Genomic DNA, 13,077 nt, shown 5'->3' on the forward strand with positions numbered 1-13,077 from the left:
AAAAATACAATTATGACATTTACACAGTGGTTTATCTTTTTTTTAGCAGTACAAGTAATTCATTTTTTAGGAACTTGGAAACTCTATGTAAAAGCTGGTAGAAAAGCTTGGGAAGCTGCAATTCCTATTTATAACGGAATTGTTTTAATGCAAATCATTAACAGACCAAAATGGTGGATTATTTTACTTTTTATTCCAATCGTAAACTTGTTAATGTTTCCTGTTATTTGGATAGAAACCATCAGAACTTTTGGGTTCTATAAAAAACTAGACTCTTTTTTAGTAATTGCAACTTTAGGTTTGTATATTTTTTATATTAATTATGCAACTGATGCAAAATACAATGCAGAAAGAAGTTTAAAACCTCGTTCTGAACTTGGTGAGTGGGTAAGTTCTATTGCTTTTGCAATTATTGCTGCAACTTTGGTACATACTTATTTTATGCAACCTTTTACCATACCAACATCCTCTTTAGAAAAATCTTTATTGGTGGGCGATTATTTATTTGTAAGTAAATTTCACTATGGAGCTAGAATTCCATCAACAGTTATTGCTGCACCAATGGTTCATGATTCTTTGCCATTTACAGGAACTGCTTCTTATTTAAAAAAACCACAATTACCTTATACACGTTTACCAGGTTTGCAGAAAATTAAAAACAACGATATTGTCTGTTTTAATTGGCCTGCAGATACTTTGGCTACAATGTGGGGAGATACTTCTGGAAAATTTACCTACAAACCTGTTGATAAAAAAACCAACTATGTAAAACGTTGTGTGGGTATTGCTGGAGATTCTATTGAAATGAGAAATGGTTATTTCTACATCAATGGAAAAAAGAATGTTTTACCAGACAGAGCCAAATTGCAGTTCTTTTATACTTATGAAGCTAAAAAAACAATTGACAGAAACACATTTCCTAAGTTTTTAATTGATAAAGAAAGAACTGGTGTATATAAAATTTTAAGTGAATATTGGAATAACCCTAAAGTACAAGAAGCAATTAAAAAGAACGGAAGCTTGTCTAAAATTGATTCAGATTCTTTATATACAGAAGTTGCAGGTGGTATCAATCCAAATTTTGCAAAACGTTTAAAAATGGTTTCTGTTGATAATAAAATCAATATAAATTTAACAGATGAAGAAGTTGCTCGTTTACAAAAACATTCTTTAACAGCATCTGTAACAAAAATAAATCACAGAGCAGACAACGCAATTTTTCCTCACGTAGAAAAGTTAGGATGGAGCCAAGATAACTTTGGTCCTATTTATATACCTAAAGCAGGAGTTACCGTAAAAATAGATTCAGAATCTTTGCCTTTTTACGAGCAAATTATCAAGAATTATGAAAATAACGATTTACAAGTTGTTGGAGAAAATATCTATATTAATGGTAAAAAAGCAAACTCTTACACTTTTAAACAAGATTATTTTTGGTTGGTAGGTGACAACAGACACAATTCTTTAGATGCGCGTTATTGGGGCTATGTTCCTTTTGATCATGTTTTAGGAAAACCTGTTATGGTTTGGTTTAGTTGGGATGCAGATGCACCAACTTTTGGCGCAAAATTAAAATCTATTCGTTGGGACAGAATGTTTACAACCGTTGGCGGAAGTGGAGAACCCGTTTCTTACAGATATTTAGTTTTTGCTTTAATCGCTTTATATATTGGTTACAGTTTTTATAAAGGAAAGAAAGTTAAAAAATAGTATACAGGTTACAATCTCAGTTTTCAGTTAGATACTTTCTGAATACTGAATACTGAATACTGAATACTGAAAAAATGTCATTATTTATACCTACTTACTTCTCTCCTATTTCTCAATATTCAGAAATCATAAAAGCAGAAGAAGTTGTTTTTGAAATGGATGATAATTTTCAGAAACAGAGTTATAGAAATAGATGTTATATTTATAATTCTAACGGAAAACAGTTATTAAATATTCCTGTAAAAAATAAAAACAAAGGCACTTTACAACGTAAAAAAACAAAAGATTTGTTGGTTGATAGTGATTATAATTGGCAAGAACAACATCTAAAATCTTTACAAAACGCTTACAGAAATTCACCTTTTTATGAATTTTATGAAGATGATTTAATGCCTATTTTTACAAAAAAATACACCTTTTTACAAGATGTAAATATTGATACTTTTTTATTTATTTCTGATGCTTTACAATTCACGTCTAATTTTTCTAGAACAAAAGAATACGAAGTTGAGATTCGTAAAAATGATTTTAGACATCTTTCAGACGTAAAAAATCAACCTAAAAAAGACTTTGAAAAGTACATTCAAATGTTTGATGATAAACACGGATTTATACAAAATTTATCTATTTTAGATTTACTTTTTATGGAAGGCCCAAATGCAATTAGCTACTTGTAAAAAAATTTCGTTAACTTTATAACCAATTTAATCCCCCCTTAAAAAACACTCCTTTTTATGAAGGGTAAAAAGTTTTTTATGAAATTTTTATTAGATTTTGTTGATAATATAGATGATGTTCCAAAAAAATCTATAAGAAAATTATTGCCCTTAATAAGACTTAAAGCATTTAAAAAAGGAGATAGTATCATAAAAACGGGTGATATACCTAAAGATATCTATATTATTAAAACGGGTGTTGCTAGGTCTTTTTACATTGATGACAAAGGAAAAGAATATATAAGACACTTATTTGTACCATTTAAAACTTCTGGTGCTTTAGGAGCATTGGTTTCAAAAAAAACCGCTACATTATCTTACGATTGTTTAACAGATTGCGAATTGTATGCCATTAACTTTGAAGATTTAAAAAAAATAATTGCAAAAGATAGAGCACTCTCTAATTTTTATGCTTCAATTCTTGAAAAAATATTTTTAGTTTTAGAATCTAAAATCTACGACTTATCGGTTTTAAACGCAACAGAAAGGTACTTAAAATTAAAGAAGCAAATTCCGAATATAGAAAACCTAATACAGCAGTATCATATTGCTTCGTACTTAAACATAAGTCCGGTTCAGTTAAGTAGAATTCGAAAAGAAATTTACTCAAAATAATTAAATTTGATTAACATATGTTAAGTTAAATTATACCATAAAGGTATACCTTTGTAGTGTATTATTTCCCCCAAATTTATTGTTACATAACAATTTATTTTATAAAGGCTTATTTAAAAATAAGCCTTTTTTTTTATTTATGGTCACAAAATTCATTATACATTACGGGTTACATTTTATTGTTCCTTTAATAATTTCACTTTTATTGTTTAAAGATAAATGGAAAATTGTTTATCTAATATTTGTTCTTTCTATGTTGGTAGATTTAGATCATTTATTTGCAAATCCTATTTTTGATAAAAATAGATGTAGTATTAATTTTCACCCATTACATTCTTGCCTTGCAATAGGTTTTTATGGTATCGGTTTATTTTTCACAAAAACAAGAATCATATGTATAGCTTTATTATTTCATATGATTACTGATTTTGTTGATTGTTATTTGTAATACTTTTTAAAAAGATTACTCAATTCTTGAGAGATATTTAATTTAAAAATTAAATATAAATAAACCGGAATAATTATCATACTTTTTAAGATGATATTTATGATGGGATGAATAGGAATTTTCCATTGAAATACATTAAAATAAATATCGTTTATAGGGAAATCCCAAAAAGAAAATGCGGCATATAAAATAGCAATTATTAAAATCAATTTAAATGATTTATTTGTAAAAGGAGTTATAGAAAATTTACGTTTCACAAAAAACAATTTAAAAGTATTTGCAGAAAAAATAACCATTAATGTTGCTAACGCCAAACCATCTGTTCCCATATCTAGTTTATAATAAAATAGTTTATTCAAAAAATAAACTGATAACGCCATAGAAACACTAATTGGCAAAGTAATTTTATAAAATTTAGAATTGTTAATTATGGCTCCGTTATTTCCTAAAAAACCATTATATAATTTTAATAAAGAAATCATAAAAACAACCAAAACTCCTCCAGCATATTTTTCTGGCAACAACTTAAACAATTGTATCACATTTGCATTGATTAATATGAAGAAAAAGCCGCTAATTAATAATAAATTAATAGAACTCTTTTTATACAAAGAAGCCACTTCTTTATGATTTTTTTCGTTTAACGTTTTAGAGGTTAAAGGTTGTAAAATATTTAACATAGCTCTACTTGGCGCCTCTATAAAAGAACCAATAAAAACAGCAACAGAATAATAAGCCGCTTTTGCTAAAGATTCTTTACCAGGAATCATAAATTTATCGATATCTAAAATAATAGCTCCTGCACTACCTGCTAAAATTATATAACCAGAAAAACGAAGTACTTCTTTAAAATTTTCTGGTCTAGTAAATGTAATTTTTGGTAGATACAATTTAAAAGCATAGAACATCATTACAAACATTCTTAAAAAATATGCGCCTGTTAAATAATAGATAAATTCTGGTTTGGTAATTACCTCAAAATACACAGCAAATAACAAAATCATTACTACAACTCTATTCCAAAGTTCTTTTAAAATATTACCAAAAACAGATTGAAATTGAACTTTTGCCCAAGCATAAAAAATTTCGAAATACGCGCAAGCAACCGCAATTAAATAAATAACAAATGTGTAGTTTTTAATTATTGGATTTTCTACCGATAAATAATCTCCTATTTCTTGATAAAAAATATTGCCAAAATACGCTATTGGTATTGCAACTATTAACGGCAAAAAAAGCACAGAAGACAAAAATTTATCTTTTTCTTTTTTAGTAAAATAGCTAGAAAAAAACTTTACAATTGTATGATGAATTCCTAATGCAATTAAGGGCATTAACAAGTTTGATGTAGATAATAAAAATGTAACTAAACCATAGTAATCCTCTTCTAAAAAACGAGTGTACAAAAACAAGGTATTTATGCCACCAAAGGCAAAACCTAAGTAAATAAAAAGCGTGTTTTTTAAAGATTGTTTAAATACAATTCCCATATTACGAATGTAAACTTTTAATAATGAAAGCTAACTTTTTGGTCAATTCTTTTCTGTGATACTTTCTGATGTTTTTAGAAGCTACCTCTAAATTTCCTTTTTTATATTGATAATATAATTTTAATATTTCTGACAATAATTTTTCTTTATCTTTAAAACCAATTACAACGCCTGCGTTTGTTGTTGATAAAATATCTGCCAAATCACCTTTTGGAGGACCCATAGCCAAAATGGGTCTTTTTGCTGTTAAATATTCAAATAATTTGCCTGTTAAAATTCCTTCAGATTTTTCTACATTCGGAATTAACAACAATAAAACTTGTGCTTTTTTCTGATATTCAATCGCTTTTCGATGAGAAACATAATCTTTAAAAACCGTATTTTGTTCTAATTTGTTTTTAATTATTTCATCTTTCACTTCTACAGAAATATCACCAATAAAATTCAGCTGTAAATCTTCCTTAAAATCTTTATGTTCTTCACAAAGTTGTTTTAAAACGCTAAATAAGTTTTTAGGATTGCTTTGTTTTGGCAACAAACCAATGTATGAAATTGTAAATTTATCTTCTAAAATCGTTTTTTTTGGTTTTAAAACTTCATCATCAAAACCATTGGTAATTACCTCTACTCTATTCGCTATTTTTTTAAATTCGTTTTTTAAAGTATTGCTAACAGTCAGCACACAATCTGCATTTTTTAAAACTGATTTTTCTAATTTTTTGTTTTTATTTTTTGCAAATAAAAGTTGCTTAAAATCTTTGTTATAATACAAACTCGACCAAGGATCTCTAAAATCTGCAATCCATTTTATATCATTTTTTTGATGCAATCTTTTAGCAATTAAATGCATACTATGAGGTGGTCCTGTAGAAATAATAGCCTCTATTTTATTTGAATTTAAAAATTCTTGCAAATACTTTACAGAAGGTTTTACCCAAAATATTTTAGGATCTGGAATAAAAAAATTTCCACGGATAAATGATAAAAAACCGCTATTAGTTACATTAGAAATACCAGATTGTTGTCTTTTTTTCTTTTTCCAAAAAAGTAGATTTGTGGGTTGCCAAATGGGTTGTTTTAAAACGGTTACATTATCAGCAACTTCATTTAATAAGGTTTTGTCTTCTTTTGGATAATCCGCATTATCAACCGTATAAACAATGGGTTCAATATCAAATTCTTGTAAATATTTTACAAACTTTAACCAACGTTGAACGCCAGAACCTCCTGCTGGTGGCCAATAATATGTGATGATTAAAACTTTCACTCAAATAAATTATCGTATAAATGTAGTAGTTTTTTTGCAGTACATTCCCAATTTAAATCACCTTTATACGTTAAGTTAAAACCTTTTTCAGCTTTTTGTAGTGCAGCTTTATAATTAGTATGAATTTCAATTACTTTATCAGAAAAACTATTGGCATTACCTGCTTTAAAAATTGTACCAATTTCATTCGTTTTTACAATTCTTTTTAAAGGAGCGCAATTAGAAACCAATAATGGTTTTTTTGATAATAAAATCTGATATAATTTATGCGGAATTGTACTTTCTGTATGCAAATTAGAAATATGTGGAATAATATTTATTGCAGAACTCGTCATAATTTGAACTACATTTTTAAAAGGTTGGCTTCCATAAATAACGACATTATTACGAACATCAAACGCATCAATTAAATTTTCTAAATAATTTCTAACATCATTATTTGCTGGCCCAATTAGCGCCAACATTACGTTTGGCAATTTACTAGAAATTTCTTTCATTCCTTTAATTGCGGTTTGCAAACCTCTATGAGGTCCAAATCCGCCAACATAAGAAATGATAAATTTGTCTTTATCATTTGTGAAAAAAGTTTTGTTTTCTGACTTAAAATTAGCTGCAAATTCTTTTTTTTCTGAATTAGTTATTACTGTAATTTTTTCCTCAGGCAAAGAAGTATCTGCAATAATTCGTTCTTTCATTTCTTCTACAACAGCAATAATTTTGTCGTACTTTTTTATGATGTTGTTCTCATAGTTTTGCCATCTATTATAATTGAAGAAAATTTTATTTTTTAATCTAATTATCGGATTTTTTCTCCAAGAAAACCAAGTTAATAAAGCTGCAGCATAATTTTCATGTAAATCTAAGATTGATTTTAAATTGTACTTTTTTGCAATTAAATATCCTGTTTTTGCTAAAGGCAAATCATGAACGTGCATAACATCAATTTGATGCTCTTTTATAATTTCTGGTAAAACTTTTTTAAATTTTGAATGCACAAAGTTGACAGCCAACCACATATCAATCAGCCCTTTTTCAGTAAAACTTTTATAGAAAATTTTTCTTAAAACAGTTACTTTTTCAATAATTTCTATTTCTTGGTCATTTTCTTTTCTACAACATAAAATAAAAACATTGTATTTTTCAGCTAAAGTTTCTGCTTCTTTTCGAACGCGAATATCAGCAGGATAGTAGCCATCTACGATCATTAAAACATTCTTTACTTTCGGTTTATTTTGTTGCATAAACCGCGTAATATCTTGGCGTGAATTTTCTTAAAATGGGTCTAAAACCAATTTTATTAATAGGGCTAGTCCATTTTTCTTGCTCTTGAATTTGCCAACCCGATTTTTCTAACAACCAATCAAATTGCCAATCTTCAAACTCATGGTAATGTCTATCCCACATATCGGTTTTACTTCTATAAGCTTTTGCAAACCATAAATCTAAAGGAATGGTTGCAATTAATTTTGTGGCTTCAATTTCTCGTAAAACATTAAAAGGTGCTAATAAATGTTCGAAAATTTCGAAAGCAGTAACCGCATCTACTTTATGTTTTTTTACAATTTCTGGGATTACATCTAAATCTTCACCATTAGTATTAATTACAGTATATCCATTTTGCTCCATAATTTCAGAAAACGGATTTCTAACGCCTAAATCTAAAATGGTAGCTGGGCTTGGTAAAACCTTTTGAAGAAAAGCTAATGTATGTTCGTATCTTTTTAAAGGTAGTTTGTTATACATTTTTTGTCGATTTTTTTTGTTCATAAAAAATCCATCCAATTCCTATGAACAATAATAATCCGTAAGAAGATAAAGAAATGAGTTTTCCTTGTTGAATTACTTTTGGCTCAAATTTAAATTCTATGGTGTGTTCACCTTCAGGAATTACCATCCCTCGTAAAACATAATTTACTCTAAAATGTGGTGTTAATTTTCCATCAACATAAGCGTTCCAACCATTATTGTAATAGATTTCAGAAAATACGGCAAACTGTTCTTTTGCGGTTTTAGATTGATATGTTAATGTGGTAACATCATCCTTTAAAAGTTTTATAGTTGCTGTTGAATCTCTATCAAACTTAGTTTTATAGTCTGAATTGAATACTCTGTATAGTTCTTTATGATCAATTACAATTGTATTTTTAGTATTTAAAGAATCTAAAGCTCTAATTTCTTCATTGGCAGAATCAACAATTTTTACATTTTCTACAAACCAAGCATTGCCATTTGCCTCAGGATTTAATTGTGCTTGTTTTTCTCCTTTATCATTAACAACAATAAAATATTTGGTGTTCAACATATTTAACACTTGCATATTATTTTTAGCAATTTGAAAATCAAACAACTCTTGATAGCGTCCTAATTTTGCAGCGTGATAACCTCCAATAGAATTATGAAAATACGATGTACTTCCATCATTCATAGGGTTTACCGTAAAATTTCCAACTCTAAAATGCCCTTTATCTTGCAAAATTAATTTATCTGCCGCAGAAGCTGTAAATGGTTTTTCAATTTTTCTTGATGGTTTAAAATCGTCTTCACTCACGTACTTTTTATCAACAGAAACTAAATCAAACAATACAAAAACAGCTAAAATAATTATTGCAATTTCTTGTTTTAATTTGTTTTTTAACAACATCCATAAAACTCCCGCAGAAATCAATAGCAAAATTAAAGAACGAAGAGTATCTGTAAATAACATCGATTTTCTATCGGCAATTACAGCATCTTTTAAACCTGGTAACTGACTGTATTGTGCATCTCTTAAACCTTCAAAAGTTGAAAATCCATGTGCTAATAAAAATCCTAGAATGATCAATCCTCCAAAAATAGATACTGTTTTTTTTAATGCAGTTTGTTTTTCTTTTGATGTTATTTTTGATGAAAAGAATTCTCTTAACCCTAAAACACCTAAGATTGGCACACACAATTCTGCAATTACTTGTATGGATGAAACTGCTCTAAATTTGTTATACAAAGGAAAATAATCAATAAAAAAATGGGTTAAAATATCAAAATTACGTCCCCAACTCATCAATATTGAAAATACTGTTGCTGCTACTAACCATTGTTTTAAGCGTCCTTTTACCAAGAATATTCCTAAGAAGAATAAGAAAAAAATAACTGCGCCAATATATGCAGGAGCTTCTACAATAGTTTGGTCTCCCCAATAGGTAAGCACTTGTTCAGAATACTCTTTTGCAACTTTTTTACCCGCTTTTTCTTCTATAGTTTGATAAAAATTAGAGTTTTCTCCAAGTTTTTCAACGGTTCCTCCTCCCATAAAACGAGGAATAAATAAATTAAACGTTTCTAATTTTGCATAACTATATTCTGTAATATAAGCTTTGTCTAATCCTTTTGTTGCTTGTTTTTTAGTTCCATCTGGGTTTATGGTTAACTCAGATTTTCCTCTTGTGCTATTGTCTGCATATTCTTTCATTGCCATTAAACGAGGTGCATTTGCGCCAATTCCTAAAATAACAGCAGCAATAATAATGACAGCTTGTTTTATAAAATGTGGTACTATTTTTTCTTTGATGGCATTAATCAATTCAACAATTCCTAAAATCAACAAACAAAATCCTAAATAATAAGTCATTTGCGGATGATTGGTGTAAATTTCTAAAGCCATTGCTAAACCAGTAACAATAAAACCAAGAATATATTTTCGCTGAAAAACCCATAAAACACCCGCTAAAACCAAAGGCATATAAGCAATTGCGTGCGCTTTTGCATTATGCCCTGGCACAAAAATGATAATCAGATAAGTAGAAAAACCAAAAGCTAGCGAACCTAAAGTAGCCAATCTCCAATCCACTTTTAGTGCCATCATCAACACAAAAAAGCTTAAAAAATAGAGAAAAGTATAATCTGCGGGTCTTGGTAAAAATCGTAATAACTTATCTAAACTTCTTACAAAATCATTCGGATAATAAGCACTTATTTGATAGGCAGGCATTCCGCTAAAAGAAGTTCCTGTCCAATAAGGTTCTTTGTTGTTTTCTGCTCTATAATCTACAATTTCTTTAGCCATTCCTCTAAACTGAGTAATGTCTGATTGATTTAGTTTTTGCCCTTTTAAAACAGGATGAAAATAAATAATCGAAGCTAACGCAAAAATTGCAACAGCCAATACATAAGGAACTATTTTTTTAAAATTCATAGTTAATCTATTTCCTCAAAATCTACATATTCTCCAACAGAATCTTTGCCTTGTTGTTGGTTTCTTGGCTTTTTATCAATTACAGTTTCACCTTCTGGCACAGTATTTTTTGGTTGCTGTCCTTTATATTGTTGCTCTGCTTTCTTTTGAATAGTTTCTGCCGCTTTTTTCATTAAAAAAGGCGCAAATAATCTTGCTAAAAACTTAAAAGCATAGTAAAATATTAAAATATAAAGAATTGTTTTAAATAATCCTGCTAGCATAATTCTATTTATAAAAAATCAATCAAAAATAACAATTTGAGTACAATTGTAACGTTAACAATCTATAAAACTTTCATAAAGTCAAAAAAGTATCGTTTGCTTTTAAAAAACAGCATTTTTATCCTATGTTTGTGATAAATGATAGATACTATTTATATAAAACGTGTTCTAAATTTATGAAGCATCTTCTATTAAAACTTTTTTTTGCTTTTTTTTTAATCGGAATTCCATCTGTTCAGGCACAATACACAGAGGTTATAAACTCTAACAAACCTGGTTTTTCTGAGAGTCCATATAGTGTTGGCACAGGTGTTTATCAATTAGAAAGCAATTTCTTTTTTAGAAATACAACCATAGAACCTATTTTTTCTAGACCACAATCTTTTGGAGCTGATTTTCTTTTTAGAACCAGTTTTTTATTAGAAAAATTAGAATTGAACGCTCAATTAACTTATCAAAAAGATAAAATCGCTTTTAAAAATATTTTTACTTCACATTATTTTTCTTCGGGTTTTAGCAGATTTATTGTTGGTGCAAAATATTTATTATATCAACAAGAATATACAGACAAAAGCAAAGAAGTTAGAAGTTGGAAAAGAAGAAATGCTTTTGATAAAAAACGTTTGATTCCTTCTGTAGCAATCTATTTAGGAATGAATACAGATTTTGTAAATGAGATTCATAAAACAGGAAGCATTACTCCAAAAGTAGGCGTTTTACTACAAAATAATGTAAGTAACGATTTAAATGTAATCACCAATTTTTATTATGATAAAGCAGGTACAGACTTTGCTGAATTCTCTTATATTATTACTGCTACTCAAAATTTTAGCGATAGATGGTCTGCTTTTTTTGAAAATCAAGGTATTTTTGAAAAGAACAAAACTTCTAACAATTTAGGTGCAGGTTTGGCTTACTTATTTACAAAAGACTTACAAATAAATGCATCTGCAAGATATTTAATAGAAGGCAATGCAAAAGGATTTTATAGCGGTTTAGGAATGTCTTATAGAATAAACCAACATCAAGATTCTTTTAAAGATTTAGATGATTATAACAAGCAAATAAAAGACACTCCAATAACTCGCTACAATAAAAAACAAAGAGGTTTCTTTAGTAGATTGTTTGGTATTTTTAAGAAAAAGAATACTAGAAAAAAAACGAGAAAAAGATCTAAAAGAAAAAGAAATTAACACTAGTTTTTATATTATGATTACACTTAAAAAAGTTACCTCTAAAAAGGAAATGAAACAATTTGTACTATTTCCTTTTTCATTATATAAAAACAATAAATATTGGGTACCTCCTATTATTAAAGATGAAATTGATAATTTTGACCCAGCAATAAATCCGGTTTTCGAAAATGCAGATGCTCAATTTTTTGTAGCTTACAGAGATAAAAAAATTGTTGGTAGAGTTGCAGCTATTATCAATTGGTTTGAAGTTGAAAAACAACACATTAAAAAAATGCGTTTTGGTTGGTTTGATGTAATTGATGATGTTAAAGTTACAAAAGCACTTTTAGAGAAAGTAAAAGAAATCGGACTTCAAAATAATCTTGAATATATTGAAGGTCCTGTTGGATTTAACAACTTAGATAAAACAGGTGTTTTAATTGATGGTTTTGATCATTTAGGAACTATGATTACTTGGTATAATCATCCTTATTACAAAGAACATTTAGAGCAATTAGGTTTTGTAAAAGAGAAAGAATATTTAGAAAATAAATTCAAATTTAAAAATGTTGATGGCGTTTATTTTGATAGAATTAGTGACATACTAAAAAAACGTTTTAAGCTAAAAGCATTAGATTTTACAAAAACAAAAGACATTATGCCTTATGTAGATGAAATGTTTGAAGTTTTTGATAAAACTTACTCTAAACTCTCTACTTTTGTACCAATTTCTGATGCTCAAATTGCTTTTTTTAAAAAGAAATACATTAGTTTTATCAACCCAGAATACATAAAGTTTGTAGTTGATAAACACAACAAACTTATAGCTTTTGCCATTGTAATGCCGTCATTTTCTGAAGCCTTACAAAAAGCAAAAGGCAAGCTATTTCCTTTTGGATTGTTTCATTTATTAAAAGCCAGAAAACACGCAAAAGACGTTACTTTTTATTTAATTGGCGTGCATCCAGATTATCAAAACAAAGGAGTTACAGCAATTATTTTTAATCAGTTTATTAAAACTTTTGCAGAAAAAGGAATTGTAAATTGTATTAGAACTCCAGAATTAGAAGACAATAAAGCCATTAAAAAACTGTGGAAAGATTTTGACCCTATAACGCATAAAAGACGTAGAACTTATAAAATGAGTATTAGCAGTTAGCAGTTAGCAGTTAGCAGTTAGCAGTTAGCAGTTAGCAGTTAGCAGTTAGCAGTTAGCAGTTAGCAG

At 28.3% G+C, this 13,077-nt stretch carries 12 protein-coding genes; 6 read left to right on the forward strand and 6 right to left on the reverse strand.

The features are described from left to right. Positions 1–12: 12 nt before the first annotated feature. The 4 genes from lepB (at position 13) to ACY2RX_RS13105 (ending at position 3,489) form a co-directional block, all read left to right on the forward strand. On the forward strand, positions 13–1,710 hold the full coding sequence (lepB, locus tag ACY2RX_RS13090) for a signal peptidase I (RefSeq protein ID WP_490104427.1): 1,698 nt from the start codon (positions 13–15) through the stop codon (positions 1,708–1,710). 74 nt (positions 1,711–1,784) lie between these two features. Then, positions 1,785–2,387, forward strand: a complete 603-nt coding sequence (locus tag ACY2RX_RS13095; RefSeq protein ID WP_490104428.1) for a WbqC family protein — start codon at positions 1,785–1,787, stop codon at positions 2,385–2,387. A 78-nt stretch (positions 2,388–2,465) separates the two neighbouring features. After that, complete coding sequence (locus ACY2RX_RS13100; RefSeq protein ID WP_490104429.1) at positions 2,466–3,041, forward strand: Crp/Fnr family transcriptional regulator; 576 nt, start codon at positions 2,466–2,468, stop codon at positions 3,039–3,041. 139 nt (positions 3,042–3,180) lie between these two features. Then, positions 3,181–3,489 (forward strand): DUF6122 family protein, encoded by a 309-nt coding sequence (locus ACY2RX_RS13105; protein WP_490104430.1) that lies wholly within the window; start codon positions 3,181–3,183, stop codon positions 3,487–3,489. Here the strand turns inward: ACY2RX_RS13105 and ACY2RX_RS13110 are convergent. The 6 genes from ACY2RX_RS13110 to ACY2RX_RS13135 are packed head-to-tail and all read right to left on the reverse strand — an operon-like array spanning position 3,480 to position 10,677. After that, positions 3,480–4,979, reverse strand: a complete 1,500-nt coding sequence (locus ACY2RX_RS13110) for a lipopolysaccharide biosynthesis protein (protein WP_490104431.1) — start codon at positions 4,977–4,979, stop codon at positions 3,480–3,482. The two genes, ACY2RX_RS13105 and ACY2RX_RS13110, sit on opposite strands and share 10 nt — an antisense overlap. A 1-nt stretch (position 4,980) precedes the next feature. After that, complete coding sequence (locus ACY2RX_RS13115) at positions 4,981–6,246, reverse strand: glycosyltransferase family 4 protein (protein ID WP_490104432.1); 1,266 nt, start codon at positions 6,244–6,246, stop codon at positions 4,981–4,983. Further along, positions 6,243–7,487, reverse strand: coding sequence for a glycosyltransferase (locus tag ACY2RX_RS13120; protein ID WP_490104433.1), 1,245 nt, complete (start codon positions 7,485–7,487; stop codon positions 6,243–6,245). Before ACY2RX_RS13120 ends, ACY2RX_RS13115 begins: the two co-directional genes overlap by 4 nt. Next, entirely contained in the window at positions 7,474–7,989 is a 516-nt protein-coding gene (locus ACY2RX_RS13125; protein WP_490104434.1) for a class I SAM-dependent methyltransferase, read from the reverse strand. Before ACY2RX_RS13125 ends, ACY2RX_RS13120 begins: the two co-directional genes overlap by 14 nt. Next, positions 7,982–10,414, reverse strand: a complete 2,433-nt coding sequence (locus ACY2RX_RS13130; RefSeq protein WP_490104435.1) for a YfhO family protein — start codon at positions 10,412–10,414, stop codon at positions 7,982–7,984. Before ACY2RX_RS13130 ends, ACY2RX_RS13125 begins: the two co-directional genes overlap by 8 nt. A gap of 2 nt (positions 10,415–10,416) precedes the next feature. Further along, the gene (locus tag ACY2RX_RS13135) at positions 10,417–10,677 is read right to left on the reverse strand and encodes a DUF4834 family protein (protein ID WP_490104436.1); all 261 of its coding nucleotides are present in this window, start codon (positions 10,675–10,677) and stop codon (positions 10,417–10,419) included. Between the two features lie 176 nt (positions 10,678–10,853). On the opposite strand from ACY2RX_RS13135, the gene ACY2RX_RS13140 reads away from it, so the two are divergent. After that, positions 10,854–11,870, forward strand: a complete 1,017-nt coding sequence (locus ACY2RX_RS13140; RefSeq protein ID WP_490104437.1) for a transporter — start codon at positions 10,854–10,856, stop codon at positions 11,868–11,870. A 16-nt stretch (positions 11,871–11,886) separates the two neighbouring features. Beyond that, positions 11,887–13,011, forward strand: a complete 1,125-nt coding sequence (locus tag ACY2RX_RS13145; RefSeq protein WP_490104438.1) for a GTP cyclohydrolase — start codon at positions 11,887–11,889, stop codon at positions 13,009–13,011. Positions 13,012–13,077: the final 66 nt, after the last annotated feature.

Source organism: Polaribacter sp. 2405UD43-2 (genome assembly GCF_058147125.1).